Source organism: Pantoea sp. Fr-CA_6 (assembly GCF_024520895.1).
Lineage (GTDB): Bacteria > Pseudomonadota > Gammaproteobacteria > Enterobacterales > Enterobacteriaceae > Pantoea > Pantoea agglomerans.
The window spans coordinates 416,216-434,830 of the sequence record NZ_JALNPO010000001.1; the positions used below are offsets into that span (position 1 = coordinate 416,216).

Here is an 18,615-nt window from a genome sequence, read left to right on the forward strand (position 1 = left end):
GCATCAGCTGGAGCAGCTCACTTCCAGGGTTTTGCCCCAGTCTGGCGGCCGCTGACGATATTCAGCGGCTGTCTGATCGCTAAAGGGTTGCTGTAACGCCTGATGCAGACGTGCCAGCGCCCACTGCTCTCCCCGCTCCGCCTCTTCAATCGCCTGCTGCGCCAGATAGTTGCGCAGAATCACCGCCGGATTGGCCGCCTTCATCACGGCCTGACGTTCTGCATCGCTGACCTGCTCATCCATCAGACGGCTGCGGTAGCGCTGATACCAGCTATCAAACGCCTCACGATCGATAAACTCATCCCGCAGCGGTGAACGGCTGTCAGCCTGTTGCGTCTCACTGAGCAGGCCGAACGTCAGGGTGTAATCGCTATGCTCCTGCGTCATCAGTGCCAGCAGATCGGTCAGAATCTCATTATCGCTGCTCTGCTGCGTCAGCAGACCGAGTTTCGCCCGCATCCGTTCGCCCCAGACCCGCATCAGTTCAGGTTCGTAGGCGCTCAGTGCCGTCCGCAACTGCTCGGTGGTCAGCAGACCCGACAGCGCATGTGCCAGCCGGTTAAGATTCCACATGCCGATCATTGGCTGATTTTCAAAGCTGTAGCGCCCCTGATAGTCGCTGTGATTACAGATGAAGTCAGGCTGATAATCATCCAGAAAACCAAAGGGGCCATAGTCGATGGTCAGACCCAGAATCGACATGTTGTCCGTGTTCATCACTCCATGAGCAAAGCCCACGCTCTGCCACAGCGCAATCAGACGCGCAGTGCGTAACACAATGTCGGTAAACCACTGTTGATAGCGGTCTGCTTCAGCGTCCAGATGCGGCCAGTGATGGCGAATGGCGTAGTCGGCCAGTTGCTGCACTTTCTCCTGCTGCTGGCTGTAAAAGAAATGCTCGAAATGACCGAAACGCAGATGACTTGGGGAAATGCGCATCAGCATCGCGCCACGCTCTGTTGTTTCGCGGTAGACCGGCTCATCACCTATCGACAGCGTCAGCGCACGCGTAGTGGGAATGCCCAGATGATGCAGCGCTTCCGAGGCGAGAAACTCACGCACGCTGGAACGGATCACGGCACGACCATCCCCCATGCGGGAATAAGGCGTCAGGCCTGCGCCCTTGAGATGCCAGTCCAGCTTGCTGCCATCCTCCAGACGCTGCTCACCCAGCAGAATGCCGCGCCCGTCGCCAAGCTGGCCCGCCCAGACGCCAAACTGATGGCCGCTGTAGACCTGCGCCAGCGGCTGCATGCCGGGCAGCAGTGCGGCACCGTGCCAGACGGCATGACCCTTATCGGCAAAGAGCGCGCTATCCAGCCCCATTGAGGCTGCAAGCGGTGCGTTATGATACAGCAGGCGTCCGCCTGCCAGTGGCGTGGGGTTCAGCGCGGTGTAACACCCGGTAAGTTCACGGAACCAGGTGTTGTCGAAAGAGGCCTTGCCTGAGGACATTGTTTCTCCCATGCGATGCTCAGCGTTACTTAAGGTTAGTCCTCTAGTGTAACGCTGATAGCGGGGATTAACAGGAAGTATCAGCCGGGATGCTGCGCGGATGGCACACGATCGTCGGCGCAGATCAGTGAATGCAGCGCGTCAGATTTTACCACCGGGAAGAGCGCACCCTGAAACTCGGCACCGCTCAGCTGGCTGACTTTATCCAGCAGCACGTCGTCATCAATGCCACAAATAATGAGCCGGTCACAATGGGCGCGGAAATTATCGATAATGCTCTGAATAAATGGCACGAATGAAGCGCGCTTTGCCAGCGAATGAATAAACTCTTTGTCCAGGCAGATGCAGCTGAATAAATTATCGTAGACCGCATTAGAGGGGGTCTTACCCGCGCCGAAATGAGAAATCGCTAAATTAAACTCAGCATGCAGGCTTGCCAGCAGGGGATTATTTTTTCCCAGTTTTAGTTGCGGAAACGTTTCAGTGATATTCAACAGAATGAATGGCAACTGCTTTATTTTGCGCATCACTAATTCGCTGGCCAGCAGCGTCCGGGCCATGCCTTCATCAATACGTATAAATGCTGACACGGAATGCGCTTCAAAAAAGCCGCGATTCTGCTCCAGCAATCCAATCTGACTTTGCAGCAGGCGCAGCTGCTGCGACTCATCGAGCTGCGGCAGCAACAGATCCTGCGGCAGGGTGATGGGGGCACTTTCATGCACAAACTGCGTGACCAGCTCGACAGCGGTCAGTCGCCCATTAACATCACAGACAGGATAAAACCAGATTTCCGACTGATAGTCGGCCGAAAGATGAATTTTCATTTTAATGCCAGAATATGCGGCGATGGGGATATCGTATAGTAATGGTCAGGCGCAGGCAATAGTGCCAAATCATTGAAGAGACGAACTTCTTTACTCTTCCATTGCCGTTTGGCAGCAGGCGATCACCCTTAAGCCAAATAGTAGCGATAAAACAGCGGTTATTAGTGGAATTAAATAAGCGTTTATTATGTTTATTAAAACCCACGCTCAATAACTGTCATTTAAAATAAACCTTTTACTCTCTGTTTTAACTCTATTTAAAATTGGACTTAAGTCTGATTCCCCGGACCTGCGTTTAAATACGACGCGCCTGCCAGAACACTTTTCGCCAGTAGACATTGTCGAGCGAGGAGCGGATGACGCCCTGGCTGGTTGAGGCATGAATAAAAGCATTATCGGTGTCATAAATGCCAACATGCAGGCCATTCTCCCCGCGACCGGTTTTGAAGAAGACCAGATCGCCTGGCAGCAGCTCGTCTTTGCTGATTCGGGTGCCGATATCGCTTTGAGCTGAGGTGGTGCGCGGCAGTTGCAGCGCAAATTTATCGCGGAAAGTCAGATAGACAAAGCCGGAGCAGTCAACCCCGTTACGACTCATGCCGCCATAGCGATAAGGCGTCCCACGCCAGTTACCGAGCTGATCGTTCAGTTCCGCAATCACGGTGATCGAATCGGAAAGACGGCCATTAATCGGCGGAGCGTGATGACTGCATCCCGTCAGCAGCAGAACTAAAATCAGCAAACCCAGGCGCATCGCCAAATGTCCTTATCAGAAGTTGCAACCGGCTTAATGTAGCGGTAAAGCCCGCAGGGTAGCAAGTGTCAGGGCAATACGGTCAGCAGCGTGCGTCCTTCGAGTTCAAGCTGCCGGAAAGCAATCTGGTAGAGCGGTGTCAGGCGCTGCGGCGTCAGAACCTCTGCCGGTTCACCCTGGGCTATCAACGCTCCCTGATCCATCAGCCAGACCCGATCCGCCTGTTGCAGGCTGTGGTTGAGGTCGTGACTGCTGGCGATAACGCTGATGCCCGCCGCGCACAGGTCGGCAATCAGATCGTCCACCGCTTTTTGCTGGGCGATATCCAGCGCGGTCATGGGCTCATCAAGGATCAGCAGCCGCCCGTGTGGATTGATGTGGGGATCAATCTGCATACAGACCGCCGCCAGCCTGACGCGCTGCCATTCACCACCGGAGAGCCGGGTCAGTGAACGCGATAACTTATCCTGCAGCTGAAGCCGTTTCAGCAGCGTGCTGAGACGATCGTCTGTCTGCCCCCCCGCCTGTTTCAGATGCAGACGCAAATAGTGCCAGACCGGCATCTGACTCAGCGGTGCCTGCTGCTGAGGCAGCCAGCCGCGAACCCGGGCCATCGCTGCGCCATTCCAGTCACTCAGCGGCTGTTCGTCCAGCAGCACCGTGCCGGAGGCGGGTTGCAGTCCCGCAATCACACTGAGTAAGGTGCTTTTGCCTGCACCGTTCGGGCCTGCCACGTGCAGCAGCTGACCGGCGGCAAGCTCACCGGTCAGTGGCAGCAGCCGTCCGGGGACGGCGGCCTGTTGCAGGCGCAACAGCATCTATTTTGCCAGCGCCTGCTTAATGGTTTCCAGAATGATCGGATCTTCCGGCGTCATGTCAGGTGCAAAACGCTGGATCACGCTGCCGTCACGGCCAATAAGGAATTTTTCGAAGTTCCACAGAATGTCGCCCTGCTCTTTCGGCGCGCGTCCTTTGCTCTCCATACGCTCGTAAAAGCCGCTGCCTTCCGGGCGCACCGCGTCAGGTCGGGCAGCGATCAGCTGAGCATAGAGCGGATGACGGCCTGCGCCATTCACCTCGGTTTTGGCAAACATCGGGAACGTGACGCCATACGTGGTGCTGCAGAAGGTTTTAATCTCCTCACTGCTGCCCGGCTCCTGCTCCAGAAACTGGTTGCAGGGAAAACCGAGTACGCTGAAGCCCTGATCCTGCCAGGCTTTCTGCAGGTTCTCCAGCTCTTCATATTGCGGCGTCAGACCACATTTCGAGGCAACATTGACCACCAGCAGTACCTTGCCCTGCCATTGTGACAGCGTGGTTTTTTCCCCATCGAGCGTAACCAGTTCAGTTTGATAAATGTTCATGCTGTTTCCTGTTGTGGATGCTGTTGTGGATGCAGAGTCGCCAGCCGAAGCTAGCGTGAAGATTTCACCAGTAAAATAATAAACAGCGGCGCGCCCAGTGTCGCCGTCACGACGCCTATCGGTAATTCCGCCGACGTCAGCGCCAGGCGTGCCACAATATCGGCTGTCAGTAATACACCGGCGCCAGCCAGCGCCGATGCCGGCAGCAGATAACGGTGATCGCTGATGCCGCTCATACGCAGCAGATGCGGGATCACCAGTCCGACAAAGCCAATAGCACCGGCCATCGCAACACTGATGCCGACCAGCCAGCCCATGGCGAGCACCAGCAGGTTACGCCAGTAGAAGAGAGACAGTCCGAGCTGGCGGGCGGATGTCTCGCCCAGCGCCAGCAGATTAAGAATCTGCCCGGTCGCCCCCAGGGCCAGCATCACCGGCAGCAGCGCCAGCATCATCCAGCCATAGCGCCAGTCAATCCCGCTGAATCCGCCCATCATCCAGTACATCAACTGACGCAGATCGAGGCTGGTACTGAAGTAGACCGCCCAGGTCATGATGGCACTACAGATAATCCCCAGCGCTACGCCGGTAAGCAACAGCCGGGTGACTGAGAGCTGACGATGGGCAAAATGCAGCAGGATGAGCGTAATTATCAGTGCACCGGCCATCGCCGCCAGCCCAAGGCTCCACAGCGAGCCGCTGCCCAGCAGCACGCCGAGCACCAGGCCAATACCGGCACCGTTCGAGACGCCGAGCAGGCCGGGCTCCGCCAGCGGATTTGTAAACAGCGCCTGCATTACGACACCGCATACCGCCAGCGATGCTCCGACCAGCACCACCGCCAGGCTGCGGGGCAGCCGCAACTGCCAGACAAAAAGCCTGCCGCTTTCCGTGAACCAGTCTGAGGGCGCGATCCAGCTGTCACCGGCACACAGGCTGAGACAGAGCAGTGCAGAGAGCGTAAGTGCTAACACAATAAGCCATTTCTGGCCGCGCTGGTCGGCCTGGCGCGCGAGCTGGTCGAGCAGAGACATAAGCGGGATTAGCTGAGAAAACAGAGATTTGATTGTAGAGGGATTGCAGAAAAAAGAAAGGCAGATGAGGCGGTTTGCTCTTTGCCGCCAGGGAGATTAACGGGCGTGGGAAGCGGGATTGCTGCGTACTGAAACCATGAAAAAAGGCCGCTTGCGCGGCCTTTTTGAAACGCTGAAATTCAGTCAGTCTCTTTGGGTGTAGCGTTCTCTACGCGGCTTTTCAGCTTCTGTCCTGGGCGGAACGTTACTACGCGACGCGCAGTAATCGGAATATCTTCACCCGTTTTCGGGTTTCTGCCAGGACGCTGGTTTTTGTCACGCAGGTCAAAATTACCAAACCCAGACAGTTTTACCTGTTCTCCATTCTCCAAAGCGCGACGTACCTCTTCGAAAAACAGCTCTACTAACTCTTTGGCATCGCGTTTGCTCAGCCCGAGTTTCTCAAACAGGTACTCTGACATCTCAGCTTTTGTAAGCGCCATAGGTTCAATCCCTCAAGGTTGCCTGGAATCGCTCTTTTAATGCCGCAACGCATTTGCCAACGGTCGCGGCAATCTCCTCTTCTTCGAGTGTCCGGCTGGTATCCTGCAAAATCAGGCTGATTGCGAGGCTCTTGTAGCCCTCAGAAACGCCCTTACCGCGGTACACGTCAAACAAGTTTACGCCAACTACCTGATTTACGCCAACTTTCTTACACTCCGCGATGATATCTGCTGCGGGGACGTTTTCAGCCACCACAACGGCAATATCACGACGGTTCGCCGGGAAGCGAGAAATCTCGCGCGCGTCAGGCAGGACGCGGTCTGCGACCTTATTCCAAAGCAGTTCAAAGACTAAGGTGCGGCCATTGAGATCAAGCTTACGTTCCAGCTCAGGATGAACCACGCCGATAAATCCGATATGTTCATCATGCAAATAAATCGCCGCGCTCTGTCCTGGATGCAACGCCGGATTCGCTTCAGCACGGAAGCTGATGTCATCCAGTTTGCCGGTTAAATCGAGCAGCGATTCTAAATCACCTTTCAAATCATAGAAGTCAACTGTCTGACGCGCCAGATCCCAGTGCTCTTCAACGCGGTTACCGCTGATGACGCCAGCCAGCATAAGATCCTGACGGATGCCCAAATCTGCCTGGGTATCCGGCACAAAGCGTAAGCCGCTCTCAAACAGGCGCACGCGGCTCTGCTGACGGTTCTGGTTGTAGACTACCGCGCTGAGCAGGCCGGTCCAGAGTGAGAGACGCATGGTCGACATATCGCTGGAGATTGGGCTCGGCAGCAACAGCGCCTCCTCACCCGGGTGCAGCAACTGCTGAATTTTCGGATCGACGAAACTATAGGTAATCGCTTCCTGATAGCCCTTGTCCACCAGCAGGTTTTTCGCGCGCTTCAGCGACAGATTCGCTTCGCGATGCTGAGTCATCACCAGACCCGCCTGTACCGGCACATCCGGAATGTTGTTGTAGCCGTAAATACGGGCCACTTCTTCAACCAGATCTTCTTCAATCGCCATATCGAAGCGCCAGCTCGGGGCGACGGCCTGCCACTGCCCTTCACCCACGGTCACTTCACAGCCGAGGCGCGTCAGAATGTCAGTCACCTGCTCATCCGCGATCACGTGGCCAATCAGACGGTCCAGCTTTTCACGACGCAGCGTGATCGTCGCTGGCACAGGCAGGGCTGCCTGATGAGTCTGATCGATGATCGGGCCCGCTTCACCGCCGCAGATTGACAGCAGCAGCTGGGTAGCACGCTCCAGTGCGGTGTGTTGCAGCGCCGGGTCAACACCACGCTCGTAGCGATGTGACGCGTCGGTATGCAGACCATGACGACGGGCGCGGCCGGTAATAGAGAGCGGATCAAAGTAAGCGCACTCGAACAGGATATTCTGCGTTTCGCCGTTCACGCCCGAATGTTCGCCACCAAAGATACCGGCCATCGCCAGCGCTTTCTGATGATCGGCGATCACTAAGGTATCACTCTGCAGGCTGGCTTCAGTGCCATCCAGCAGCGTCAGCTTTTCGCCTTCTTTCGCCATACGCACCACGATACCGCCGTCGATGCGGTCGAGATCGAAGGCGTGCATCGGCTGACCCAGCTCCAGCAGAACGTAGTTAGTGATATCCACCACCGGATCGATAGAACGAATACCACAACGACGCAGCTTCTCTTTCATCCACAATGGCGTTGACGCCTTTACGTTAATCCCTTTTACTACACGGCCCAGATAGCGTGGACAGGCTTCTGTCGCGTCAACCTGAATCGGGAAAGTGTCGTTCAGCGTCGCAGCGACCGGCTGCATCTCCGGCACGTTCAGTGGCAAACCGTTGAGGACGGCGACATCACGGGCGATACCGATCAGACCCAGACAGTCAGCGCGGTTAGGCGTGACGCTGATTTCGATGGTGTTGTCATCAAGCTGCAGGTAGGTGCGGATGTCGGTGCCAATCGGCGCATCGGCTGGCAGTTCGATGATGCCGTTGTGGTCGTCGGAAATCCCCAGCTCGGAGAAAGAGCAGAGCATGCCTTCAGACGGCTCGCCACGCAGTTTGGCCGCTTTGATTTTGAAATCACCTGGCAGCACGGCTCCGACGGTGGCGACCGCGACTTTCAGTCCCTGACGGCAGTTCGGCGCGCCACAGACGATATCCAGCAGGCGATCGCCGCCCACATTGATTTTGGTCACACGCAGCTTGTCTGCATTCGGGTGCTGGCCGCACTCCACCACTTCCCCGACCACGACGCCGTGGAACGCACCGGCAACCGGATCAACGCCGTCAACTTCCAGACCGGCCATAGTGATTTGTTCAGACAGCGCAGCGCTGTCCAGGGCTGGATTTACCCATTCGCGTAACCAGAGTTCACTGAATTTCATTGGATATCCTGCCCTTACTTAAATTGTTTGAGGAAACGTAAATCATTTTCAAAGAAGGCACGCAGATCGGTCACGCCGTAGCGCAACATGGTCAGACGCTCCATGCCCATACCAAAGGCGAAACCGGAGTAGACTTCCGGATCGATGCCGACATTACGCAGCACGTTAGGGTGAACCATGCCGCAACCCAGCACTTCCAGCCACTTGCCGTTTTTACCCATGACGTCTACTTCTGCTGATGGCTCAGTAAACGGGAAATAGGAAGGACGGAAACGAATCTGCAGATCTTCTTCGAAGAAGTTGTTCAGGAAATCGTGCAGCGTGCCTTTCAGGTTGGTAAAGCTGATATTTTTATCCACAATCAGCCCTTCCATCTGATGGAACATCGGGGTATGGGTCTGATCGTAATCGTTACGGTAGACGCGGCCCGGCGCAATAATGCGAATCGGCGGCTGCTGAGCCTTCATGGTACGGATCTGCACGCCGGACGTCTGGGTACGCAGCAGGCGCGTGGCGTCAAACCAGAAGGTGTCGTGATCGGCACGGGCCGGGTGATGGGCAGGAATATTCAGCGCATCGAAGTTATGATAATCATCTTCAATTTCTGGACCGGTTACGACGCCAAAGCCTAACTCACCAAAGAAGGTCTCAATGCGATCCATGGTGCGGGTCACCGGATGCAGGCCGCCATTCTCAATGCGACGACCAGGCAGAGAGACATCAATGGTCTCTTCAGCCAGACGGGCATTCAGCACCGCAGCTTCCAGGGCATCTTTGCGCGCATTCAGACGCTCAGTCACCTGCTGCTTCGCTTCATTGATTACCGCACCCGCTGCCGGGCGCTCTTCGGCTGGCAGCTCGCGTAACGTAGTCATCTGCAGTGTCAGATGTCCTTTCTTACCCAGGTATTCGACGCGCACCGCGTCAAGGGCGGCGATATCCGTCGCCCCGTCGATGGCCGCCGTGGCGCTGGCCACCAGTTCTGCGAGTTGGGACATAGTTTCCTCTTTTTCCAGTCAGGCTGGTCAGTTCTCGTTGGGACCTGCCGGTCCAATATGCTAGCGCCAGAAACAAAAAAGCCTCCACGAGGGAGGCTTTTAGCGCGATTTTTCGTTTCTTTTCTTATGCGCAAAAGCCCCTGGATGTCAGGCGCTAAAGTAAAAAAAGAAACGGAAAATAGCAGCGTTCATGCTTGCGGTTACCTTGTCATGCGATACAGGGGGTCTATTGAAATGCTCAGCGACGAAAATGTCAATCTTTTGCATAAGTTACAGGCAATAAAAAAGGGAGCAAGCTCCCTTTTCCATCTGACTTACGCCAGGGCTGATTTCGCTTTTTCGACCAGTGCAGAGAATGCCACTTTATCGAATACCGCGATGTCGGCCAGGATCTTACGGTCAATCTCAATGGCTGCTTTTTTCAGACCATTGATGAAACGGCTGTAAGACATGCCGTTCTGACGAGCCGCTGCGTTGATACGCGCGATCCACAGCTGACGGAACTGACGCTTACGTTGACGACGGTCACGGTAAGCATACTGACCAGCTTTGATAACAGCCTGGAAGGCAACGCGGTAAACACGTGAACGTGCACCGTAATAGCCTTTAGCTTGTTTTAAGATTTTTTTGTGACGTGCGCGAGCAACTACACCACGTTTTACACGAGCCATTTAGCTCTCCTGTTTAATATTCTGATTTAATGAAAAAATTACTTATGCGTACGGCAGGCAGGCAATTACCAGACCCAGATCGCCTTTTGACACCATGCCTTTAGGGCGCAGGTGACGTTTACGCTTAGTAGATTTTTTGGTCAGAATATGACGCAGGTTTGCGTGTTTACGCTTGAAGCCGCCAGAAGCGGTCTTGCGGAAACGCTTAGCCGCACCACGTACAGTTTTAATCTTTGGCATTTTAAAAATATCCACTTCGCATTGTTAATAACATGACCCAGACAGGCGAACAGTTAACCGCACAGCGCGAACGCTGCGCGGTTAGTGTTACTTGAAAGCCTACTGTTTCTTCTTAGGAGCGAGCACCATGATCATCTGGCGGCCTTCGATCTTCGAAGGGAAGGATTCGACAATGGCCAAATCCAGATCTTCACACAGGTCTTTACGGACGCGGTTAAGCACTTCCATACCGATCTGCTGGTGCGCCATCTCACGACCGCGGAAACGCAGCGTGATTTTGGCTTTATCGCCTTCTTCCAGAAAGCGAATCAGGTTGCGTAGTTTGACCTGATAGTCGCCATCATCGGTTCCAGGACGGAATTTGATTTCCTTAACCTGAATAACTTTTTGCTTCTTCTTCTGTTCCTTAGAAGATTTGCTTTTTTCATAGAGGAACTTGCCGTAATCCATGATGCGGCAGACCGGCGGTTCGGCATTCGGGCTGATTTCGACTAAGTCGCCGCCCGCTTCCTCGGCTTTTTCCAAAGCTTCGCGTAATGTGACAATGCCAATCGGCTCGCCATCCATGCCTGTTAAGCGCACTTCAGTTGCGCGGATTTCACTGTTGATTTTGTTCGGACGCGTCGGTAGTACTCGTTTTCCGCCTTTAATACTTTATTCCTCCAATTGTTGAAGATTTCGGCTGCGAATCTCTTGTTGAAGTTTCTCAACAAACACATCTACATCCATCGACCCAAGGTCTTTACCACGGCGGGTGCGAACGGCAACTTTGCCAGATTCCACCTCTTTATCACCGCAGACCAACATATAAGGGACGCGACGTAATGTGTGCTCGCGGATTTTAAAGCCTATCTTCTCATTTCTCAAGTCTGCCTTCACACGAATGCCAGCATTCTGCAGCTTACGCGTCAAAGACTCAACATATTCTGCTTGTCCGTCGGTAATATTCATTACCACGACTTGCAGCGGTGCCAGCCAGGTTGGGAAGAAACCGGCGAATTCTTCGGTCAGAATACCGATGAAACGCTCCATTGACCCCAGAATCGCACGGTGAATCATCACTGGCGTCTGACGATCATTGTTTTCACCCACGTAGGTTGCTTCAAGGCGTTTTGGCAGGGAGAAGTCTAGCTGAACTGTTCCGCACTGCCAGGCGCGATCAAGACAATCGTACAAAGTAAACTCAATTTTAGGACCGTAGAACGCGCCTTCGCCTGGCTGGAACTCAAACTCAATATTGTTTTCGTTCAGCGCCGCAGCCAGATCTTCCTCGGCACGATCCCACATCTCATCCGTACCGATGCGCTTCTCAGGACGGGTGGATAACTTCACCACAATCTTTTCAAAACCGAAGGTGCTGTACATGTCATAAACCATGCGGATACAGCTGTTCACTTCGTCACGCACCTGCTCTTCAGTACAGAAGACGTGTGCATCATCCTGGGTAAAGCCACGAACACGCATCAGGCCGTGCAGTGCGCCTGAGGGTTCATTACGGTGACAGCTGCCGAACTCTGCCATACGCAGCGGCAGGTCACGGTAGGATTTCAGACCCTGATTAAAGATCTGAACATGCCCAGGACAGTTCATCGGTTTGATGCAATATTCACGGTTCTCAGATGAGGTGGTGAACATTGCTTCTTTATAGTTTTCCCAGTGCCCGGTTTTTTCCCACAGGACGCGATCCATCATAAATGGACCTTTAACTTCCTGATACTGGTACTCTTTTAACTTGCTGCGGACAAACACTTCCAGCTCGCGGAAGATGGTCCAGCCGTCATTATGCCAGAAGACCATGCCTGGTGCTTCTTCCTGCATGTGGTAGAGATCCAGCTGCTTACCAATCTTACGATGGTCACGCTTCGCCGCCTCTTCCAGACGCTGCAGATAGGCTGCCAGCTGCTTTTTGTCTGCCCATGCGGTGCCATAAATACGCTGCAGCATTTTGTTGTTGCTGTCGCCGCGCCAGTAGGCACCGGAGATCTTCTGCAGTTTAAAATGATGGCAGAACCGCATGTTCGGCACGTGCGGACCGCGGCACATGTCGACATATTCTTCGTGATGATACAGGCCAGGCTTATCGTCATGGCTGATGTTTTCATCAAGAATGGTGGTCTTGTAAATTTCGCCGCGCGCCGCAAAGACGTCGCGAGCTTCCTGCCAGCTGACCTTCTTTTTCACCACATCGTAGTTGGTTTCAGCCAACTGATGCATGCGTTTTTCCAGCAGGTCGATATCTTCCTGGGTCAGGGTACGATCGATGTCGACATCATAATAGAAGCCGTTATCAATGACCGGGCCAATCGCCATTTTGGTATCCGGCCACAGCTGTTTAATCGCATGCCCTAACAGGTGCGCACAGGAGTGACGGATGATTTCCAGACCCGCTTCATCTTTAGCGGTAATGATCGCTACGGCGGCATCTTCAGTGATGGGATCAACAGCATCAACCAGTTCACCGTTAACACGGCCAGCGATACAGGCTTTCGCCAGACCAGGACCGATGTCCAGCGCAATATCCATCACACTGACAGGGCGGTCAAACACGCGCTGGCTGCCATCAGGAAGCGTAATTACAGGCATTTCATATCCTTATTTGCAGTGGTAAGCCACACGAAAGCCTACATGCAACGTAATGTAAAATTAGTGACCTGGCGTGATATCAGACCCACATTGTCGGAATGTCGCCAGGATTTCAGTGCGGGGCTGATGATAGCAGTTTTCCCCGGCGAGAAAAACCCATGCCTTTTTCGCTAAGCCCTGGAGAAATCAAAAAAAAGCGGCCTGACACACTGTCAGGCCGCTGTGAATGCTGCTGCAAAAATGCGCTTACATTGCGTAAGAGAGCATGATTGAGGTTTTGGTATCGGTGCGATCAGGCGCAGATTCCGCCGGATTGTTGTTCCAGCTGACGTTGTAAGCCAGCTTCAGCGCGAAGTGGCTGTTGATCGCCACCTGCAGACCGGTTTCGGAGTTCACCGTGGTGTCTTCTCCAAAGCTGCTCAGCACTGACACGCCCTGAATAAATTTAGTGGTGTCGGTCAGCTGCCACTGATAGCTGACTGCGCCATAGCCCAGCGCTTTGGTCTGATGACCACCCGCGTGATAATCGTCATAACGTACACCCGGACCCAATTCCGCACGCAGCGAGTGCACCGGTCCATTCAGAATCTGACGACCGTAACCGGCTGTCAGCACGTCGCGTGAATCGTAACCATTGAAACGATCGCTTAACCAGCTCGCCTGTCCAAACAGGTAGTCATACGAGTTGAGGTTGTAACGTGAACGACCACCGATGTTGTAAGTTTCAGAAGAGCGCTCATCATTTGACGAGGTGTTGGCTGCGTTACCCCACAAGCTGTAAGCCATAGATGACTGATACCAGGTCATATTGGTCTGAGCCGTCATTGATGAACTGGTGGTGTTACCGGTTTGCGCCAGATATCCCGCAGCAGCAGAACCTTCAAACGGCTTTTTAGCTGTTGAAGGGTCATCCATTGACGTAAATACGGCGTTATCGGCCATTGCCTGGTGACAAAAAGCTCCGGCGGAGAGCAAAAGAACAGCAGACAGCTTGTTATAGGCTTTCATTAAATGTGATCCGTGCGACTGTTTAAAAAACGGAGAGTCTGAAGCGTTTTGCCGGGCATTCAATGCAATTTACGGTAAGTTTTGTAAAAAATTATTAACTTACACAAAATGCCTGGAATCGCCCTGACAACCCCTGTTAATTGGGACTCATCTTATTAACGTCGCGCATTATAGTGCTGCCCAAACGAAAAGCCAGACGCAACGGCAGAAGATTTTTACGTTATGCTGCTGGCTCCTGACACGAATTTACGCTATGCATCACGTCACACACGCAGCATCTCCTTCATAATTCGCCTGATTTTTCACCATGGTCTACGCTCAGTTCAGTTTTCCTTCCCCGGAGGTGCCTCATGAGTAACACCTTAACCCGCTATATCGTGACCTTTCACTATCAGGAGTCGGGCTTAAGTGACATCCTGGAGCTGACCAGCGCAATGACCGCCGCAGGTTTCACGACCACGATGACAGATGACGACGGCCATCCGCATGAACTCGGTACGAACAGCTATGGCATCGTCAGCACGCTGGAGGCTGAGGAGCTGCGGCAGCAGGTCACTGCGGCCGGTGAAAGCGCGCTGGGTCAGGAACCCGAGGTGACCGTCACGACCTTCGAAGAGTATCTGCGCGATGCTGCCGATCATCGCCCTGCCACCTCAGGGCCAGAATAAAGGGTGCAATTGCGCGGTTTTTGGTGAATATTTACGCAATACAATCGAACTTACGCAGCGAATAACGAGGATAGCCCAATGTGGTCAGCCATTAGTCGTCTGTTAAGCGAGCAGTTAGGCAACGCCGAAATCACTCACCGTCACGCCCTCGCGGGGGGTGATATCCATCCCACCTGGCAGATCCGCTACGGTGATCACGACGTCTTCGTCAAAAGTAACAGCCGCGAGATGCTGTCGCTCTTTACCTGGGAAGCAGACCAGCTGGATTTGCTGGCGCGCACCGGCACGGTTCGGGTGCCTAAAGTCTATGGTGTGGGTCATCATCGCGAGGAGAGCTTTCTGCTGCTGGAATATATCAGGCCACAGCCGCTTGATGAGCAGAGTGCATATCAGCTCGGTCAGCAACTGGCGCATCTGCATCAGTGGAGCGAGCAGACGCAGTTCGGCCTCGATTTCGACAATAACATCACCACGACGCCCCAACCCAACAGCTGGCTGCGCCGCTGGTCGGTTTTTTTTGCTGAACAGCGCATTGGCTGGCAGCTGCAACTGGCGGCAGAAAAGGGAATTCAGTACGGGGATACAGAGCTGATCGTTGCCTGCGTGCAGCGGGTGCTCGCGTCACATCATCCGCAGCCGTCGCTGCTGCATGGCGATCTCTGGCCGGCTAACTGCGCCAGCAGTGAGAGTGGCCCCTGGCTGTTCGACCCTGCCTGCTACTGGGGCGACCGTGAGTGCGATTTAGCCATGCTGAGCTGGTACCCTGACCTGCCTCGCCAGATTTACGACGGTTATCAATCGGTGTGGCCGCTACCGGATGGTTTTTCGCAGCGTCTGCCGGTCTACCAGCTCTACTATCTGCTCAACCGGGCTAACGTCTTTGGCGGGCACTGGCCAGGCGATGCACAGTTCGCCATTGGCCAGTTGCTGGATGAGGATGCGCTGGGCGCCAGTCAGGCCAGACCGGCCTGACAAAGATCGCGGTCAGATAAAGCCCAGCAGCGACAGCGCAAAATAACCGGCTATCGCAATCACCACCGGCAGGACATAGAGCGGGAAGATCTGCAGGAAGATGGTGTGGCGAGGTACGCGCACCTTCTCTTCCAGTTGCTGACGGCTACGCCCTTCACTGCCTTTTGCCTGCTCCAGAATCATCTGATCCTCAATGCCTTCTTTGACGTGACGCGCCTGACGTCCCATCCGCGCGCCTGACGACTCCAGCGCCAGCCCGACAAAAATCAGAATATAGATCAGCCAGAAACCCAGGTTCATCTGACCGTTAAATTCCGGTACCGGCGAGTTATGCCAGAAGACATTCAGGAATGGCGTATTAAAGCGCAGCATATCGACAATGACGTGGACGAAATCGAGCATGACGGCATCAATGCCTGGCTGCTTTTCGCTGTGCTTAAACATAAAGCTCAATACAGAAATAATGGTCGACAGCAGCGCCACTAAAAAGAGCACCCAGCCTGCCACTCGCTTGAGGATGGCGATACGGCCAGCCTGTTGATAGGTCATAATATCTCCTGAACCCGGAATCCAATTTGCCGTCAGTTTACCTGCCAACGGTGAAATTTCCCAAATAAAGCGTGGCCTGTCGGGCAGAGCGTGCGCCAGCAAAGAATGATGTTAAGGTAAAGCTGACTTTAAAAGGAGACCCCCTGATGCCTTATCACCGCCCTGTCCTTGCCGCCCTGTTTGATATGGATGGCTTACTGATCGATTCTGAGCCTCTGTGGGATCAGGCTGAGCTGGATATCTTTTCAACGCTGGATGTTGACATGTCACGTCGCAGTGAAATGCCCGATACCCTGGGTCTGCGCATCGATCAGACTGTACGGATGTGGTACGAAACGCTGCCGTGGCATGGCCCCTCTCAGCAGGAGGTCACTGAGCGGATTATTACGCGCGCCATGACGCTGGTGGATCAGACGCGGCCACTGCTGCCGGGCGTGGAAACGGCGCTGCAACTGTGCCGGGAACAGGGGCTGAAAATCGGCCTTGCCTCAGCATCACCGCTAAAGATGCTGGAACAGGTGCTGGAGATCTTCAATCTGCGCCCTTATTTCGATGTGCTGGCTTCAGCAGAAGCGCTGCCCTACAGCAAGCCCCATCCGCAGGTCTATCTCAATGCCGCCGCCAGCCTTGCGATCGATCCGCTCAACTGCGTCACGCTGGAAGATTCGTTTAACGGCATGATCGCCACCAAAGCAGCGCGTATGCGATCGATTGTGGTGCCCGCCGCCGAACACCGTGACGATCCCCGCTGGACGCTGGCGGATGTCCGGCTGGACAATCTGACCCAGCTTAGCCTGCAGCATCTGCAGGGATAATAACAGCCCGCTTATGGCGGGCTTTTTATTGCCTGTTGCACCTGTCACTTGATCTGACCCGCAAAAAATAAAACAACGTTTCATTTTTATTGAATTCCCATCCCGCTCTGCCTAAGATGCCAAAAGCGTCCCCGTTTGGGGCATGAATAACCTGACCTGCAGAGAGGCCTGAGATGGACGTTCGTCAAAGCATTCACAGCGATCACGCTAAGCAACTCGACACTGAAGCACTGCGCCGCGAGTTCCTGATTGAGAAGATATTTACTGCCGATGATTACACCCTGACCTACAGCCATATCGACCGCATCATTATTGGCGGCGTCATGCCGGTGAATAATCCGGTCACTATCGGTGATGAGATGGGAAAACAGCTGGGCGTCGCTTATTTTCTTGAACGCCGCGAGCTGGGTATGATCAATATTGGCGGCCCGGGTCTGGTAGAAGTTGACGGTAAAGCGTGGGAAATCGGTCACGAAGAGGCACTTTACATCGGCAAAGGTGCGCGCAACCTGCTGTTCCGCAGCCTGAACCCGGCACAGCCGGCCAAATTCTATTACAACAGTGCGCCAGCACACAGCACCTTCCCGGACAAGAAGATCACGCTGCAGGAAGCGGCCACCGCGACGCTGGGTGATGCCGCGACCTCCAATCGCCGCACCATTAACAAATTTATCGTGCCGGATGTGTTGCCCACCTGCCAGCTCACCATGGGCTTAACCAAACTGGATGAAGGCAGCCTGTGGAACACCATGCCCTGCCACACCCACGAACGCCGCATGGAAGTCTATTTCTACTTCGATATGAGCGAAGAGTGCGCCGTCTTCCACATGATGGGGCAACCGCAGCAAACCCGCCATCTGCTGGTACACAACGAGCAGGCGGTGATCTCACCCAGCTGGTCAATTCACGCCGGTGTCGGCACCCAGCGTTACACCTTTATCTGGGGCATGGTGGGTGAGAATCAGGTCTTTGATGACATGGACCACGTCAAAATCAGTGAACTGCGCTGAGCAGAGGAGAAATACCATGGTACTGAGTACGTTTAACCTGGAAGGTAAAGTCGCGCTGGTGACCGGCTGTAACACCGGTTTAGGGCAAGGTATGGCGCTGGGTCTGGCCCAGGCGGGTTGTGATATCGTCGGCGTTAACCGTGATGGCCCGGATGATACCCAAAGTAAAGTGGAGGCGCTGGGTCGCCGGTTCTGGCCGGTGCAGGCCGATCTGATGCAGACCAGCGTGGTGGCCTCAGTGGTTGAACAGGCGCTAGCCGCTGCCGGTAAAATTGACATTCTGGTCAACAATGCCGGCATTATCCGCCGTGAGGACGCACTGAATTTCAGCGAGCAGGACTGGGATGACGTGATGAACCTTAACAGCAAGAGCCTGTTTTTCCTGTCGCAGCAGGTTGCCCGTCAGTTTATCGCGCAGGGTAATGGCGGCAAGATCATCAATATCGCCTCCATGCTCTCCTTCCAGGGCGGTATCCGGGTGCCCTCTTATACGGCGTCGAAAAGTGCCGTGATGGGACTGACCCGTCTGATGGCGAACGAGTGGGCAAAACATGGCATTAACGTCAATGCCATCGCTCCCGGTTACATGGCCACCAACAATACGGAACAGCTTCGTAATGATGAGTCGCGCAGTGAAGAGATTCTGGGGCGTATTCCGGCAGGCCGCTGGGGCGTGCCGGATGACATGATGGGCCCGGTAGTCTTCCTGGCCTCTTCCGCGTCTGACTACGTGAATGGCTACACCCTGGCGGTGGATGGCGGCTGGCTGGCGCGTTAACCTTACTGGCGGACA

21 protein-coding genes and 1 other annotated feature are annotated in these 18,615 nt (G+C 54.4%); of the genes, 5 read left to right on the forward strand and 16 right to left on the reverse strand.

Going from position 1 to position 18,615, the window contains the following annotated elements; genetic code table 11:
• Window positions 1-3: 3 nt before the first annotated feature.
• The 15 genes from NR201_RS01985 to NR201_RS02055 form a co-directional block, all read right to left on the reverse strand.
• Window positions 4-1,455: a YdiU family protein gene (locus NR201_RS01985; RefSeq protein WP_256849316.1), complete on the reverse strand. Its 1,452-nt coding sequence runs from the start codon at window positions 1,453-1,455 to the stop codon at window positions 4-6.
• Window positions 1,456-1,535: 80 nt separating this feature from the next.
• On the reverse strand, window positions 1,536-2,282 hold the full coding sequence (locus NR201_RS01990; RefSeq protein WP_033757480.1) for an EAL domain-containing protein: 747 nt from the start codon (window positions 2,280-2,282) through the stop codon (window positions 1,536-1,538).
• Window positions 2,283-2,577: 295 nt separating this feature from the next.
• The gene (locus tag NR201_RS01995) at window positions 2,578-3,036 is read right to left on the reverse strand and encodes a C40 family peptidase (RefSeq protein ID WP_010245666.1); all 459 of its coding nucleotides are present in this window, start codon (window positions 3,034-3,036) and stop codon (window positions 2,578-2,580) included.
• Between the two features lie 68 nt (window positions 3,037-3,104).
• Window positions 3,105-3,854, reverse strand: coding sequence for a vitamin B12 ABC transporter ATP-binding protein BtuD (gene btuD, locus NR201_RS02000; RefSeq protein WP_256849317.1), 750 nt, complete (start codon window positions 3,852-3,854; stop codon window positions 3,105-3,107).
• Window positions 3,855-4,400 (reverse strand): glutathione peroxidase, encoded by a 546-nt coding sequence (locus tag NR201_RS02005; protein ID WP_010670029.1) that lies wholly within the window; start codon window positions 4,398-4,400, stop codon window positions 3,855-3,857.
• Between the two features lie 50 nt (window positions 4,401-4,450).
• Window positions 4,451-5,434 (reverse strand): vitamin B12 ABC transporter permease BtuC, encoded by a 984-nt coding sequence (gene btuC, locus NR201_RS02010; RefSeq protein ID WP_163637133.1) that lies wholly within the window; start codon window positions 5,432-5,434, stop codon window positions 4,451-4,453.
• A 179-nt stretch (window positions 5,435-5,613) separates the two neighbouring features.
• Complete coding sequence (ihfA, locus tag NR201_RS02015; RefSeq protein ID WP_003853259.1) at window positions 5,614-5,916, reverse strand: integration host factor subunit alpha; 303 nt, start codon at window positions 5,914-5,916, stop codon at window positions 5,614-5,616.
• A 4-nt stretch (window positions 5,917-5,920) separates the two neighbouring features.
• Window positions 5,921-8,308 carry a phenylalanine--tRNA ligase subunit beta gene (gene pheT / locus NR201_RS02020; protein WP_010245678.1) on the reverse strand — a complete coding sequence of 796 codons (2,388 nt, stop codon included), beginning with the start codon at window positions 8,306-8,308 and terminating at the stop codon, window positions 5,921-5,923.
• Between the two features lie 14 nt (window positions 8,309-8,322).
• A complete protein-coding gene (gene pheS, locus NR201_RS02025) occupies window positions 8,323-9,306 on the reverse strand; it encodes a phenylalanine--tRNA ligase subunit alpha (RefSeq protein ID WP_010245680.1) in 984 nt (327 codons plus the stop codon).
• 71 nt (window positions 9,307-9,377) lie between these two features.
• Window positions 9,378-9,503, reverse strand: a sequence feature (Phe leader region).
• Window positions 9,454-9,498 carry a pheST operon leader peptide PheM gene (gene pheM, locus NR201_RS02030; RefSeq protein ID WP_106120997.1) on the reverse strand — a complete coding sequence of 15 codons (45 nt, stop codon included), beginning with the start codon at window positions 9,496-9,498 and terminating at the stop codon, window positions 9,454-9,456. Its footprint overlaps the feature before it by 45 nt.
• Before the next feature lie 117 nt (window positions 9,504-9,620).
• On the reverse strand, window positions 9,621-9,977 hold the full coding sequence (gene rplT, locus NR201_RS02035; RefSeq protein WP_003853267.1) for a 50S ribosomal protein L20: 357 nt from the start codon (window positions 9,975-9,977) through the stop codon (window positions 9,621-9,623).
• Window positions 9,978-10,019: 42 nt separating this feature from the next.
• Window positions 10,020-10,217 (reverse strand): 50S ribosomal protein L35, encoded by a 198-nt coding sequence (gene rpmI / locus NR201_RS02040; protein ID WP_010245683.1) that lies wholly within the window; start codon window positions 10,215-10,217, stop codon window positions 10,020-10,022.
• Window positions 10,218-10,316: 99 nt separating this feature from the next.
• The gene (gene infC, locus NR201_RS02045) at window positions 10,317-10,868 is read right to left on the reverse strand and encodes a translation initiation factor IF-3 (RefSeq protein WP_029519030.1); all 552 of its coding nucleotides are present in this window, start codon (window positions 10,866-10,868) and stop codon (window positions 10,317-10,319) included.
• A gap of 3 nt (window positions 10,869-10,871) precedes the next feature.
• Window positions 10,872-12,800 carry a threonine--tRNA ligase gene (thrS, locus tag NR201_RS02050; RefSeq protein WP_010245687.1) on the reverse strand — a complete coding sequence of 643 codons (1,929 nt, stop codon included), beginning with the start codon at window positions 12,798-12,800 and terminating at the stop codon, window positions 10,872-10,874.
• Window positions 12,801-13,046: 246 nt separating this feature from the next.
• Window positions 13,047-13,808, reverse strand: coding sequence for a YdiY family protein (locus tag NR201_RS02055; protein ID WP_010245689.1), 762 nt, complete (start codon window positions 13,806-13,808; stop codon window positions 13,047-13,049).
• A gap of 350 nt (window positions 13,809-14,158) precedes the next feature.
• Here NR201_RS02055 and ghoS point away from each other — a divergent pair, with 350 nt between their 5' ends.
• Both ghoS and NR201_RS02065 read left to right on the forward strand, forming a co-directional pair.
• Window positions 14,159-14,476, forward strand: coding sequence for a type V toxin-antitoxin system endoribonuclease antitoxin GhoS (gene ghoS, locus NR201_RS02060; RefSeq protein ID WP_256844158.1), 318 nt, complete (start codon window positions 14,159-14,161; stop codon window positions 14,474-14,476).
• A 78-nt stretch (window positions 14,477-14,554) separates the two neighbouring features.
• The gene (locus tag NR201_RS02065; RefSeq protein ID WP_256849318.1) at window positions 14,555-15,448 is read left to right on the forward strand and encodes a fructosamine kinase family protein; all 894 of its coding nucleotides are present in this window, start codon (window positions 14,555-14,557) and stop codon (window positions 15,446-15,448) included.
• A gap of 12 nt (window positions 15,449-15,460) precedes the next feature.
• On the opposite strand, the gene NR201_RS02070 is transcribed toward NR201_RS02065, so the two are convergent.
• Window positions 15,461-15,997, reverse strand: a complete 537-nt coding sequence (locus NR201_RS02070) for a YniB family protein (RefSeq protein WP_010245694.1) — start codon at window positions 15,995-15,997, stop codon at window positions 15,461-15,463.
• Window positions 15,998-16,143: 146 nt separating this feature from the next.
• On the opposite strand from NR201_RS02070, the gene hxpB reads away from it, so the two are divergent.
• The 3 genes from hxpB (at window position 16,144) to kduD (ending at window position 18,600) form a co-directional block, all read left to right on the forward strand.
• Window positions 16,144-16,812 carry a hexitol phosphatase HxpB gene (gene hxpB, locus NR201_RS02075; RefSeq protein WP_256849319.1) on the forward strand — a complete coding sequence of 223 codons (669 nt, stop codon included), beginning with the start codon at window positions 16,144-16,146 and terminating at the stop codon, window positions 16,810-16,812.
• Window positions 16,813-16,985: 173 nt separating this feature from the next.
• Complete coding sequence (kduI, locus tag NR201_RS02080; protein ID WP_010245701.1) at window positions 16,986-17,822, forward strand: 5-dehydro-4-deoxy-D-glucuronate isomerase; 837 nt, start codon at window positions 16,986-16,988, stop codon at window positions 17,820-17,822.
• Window positions 17,823-17,838: 16 nt separating this feature from the next.
• Complete coding sequence (gene kduD / locus NR201_RS02085) at window positions 17,839-18,600, forward strand: 2-dehydro-3-deoxy-D-gluconate 5-dehydrogenase KduD (protein ID WP_010245706.1); 762 nt, start codon at window positions 17,839-17,841, stop codon at window positions 18,598-18,600.
• Window positions 18,601-18,615: the final 15 nt, after the last annotated feature.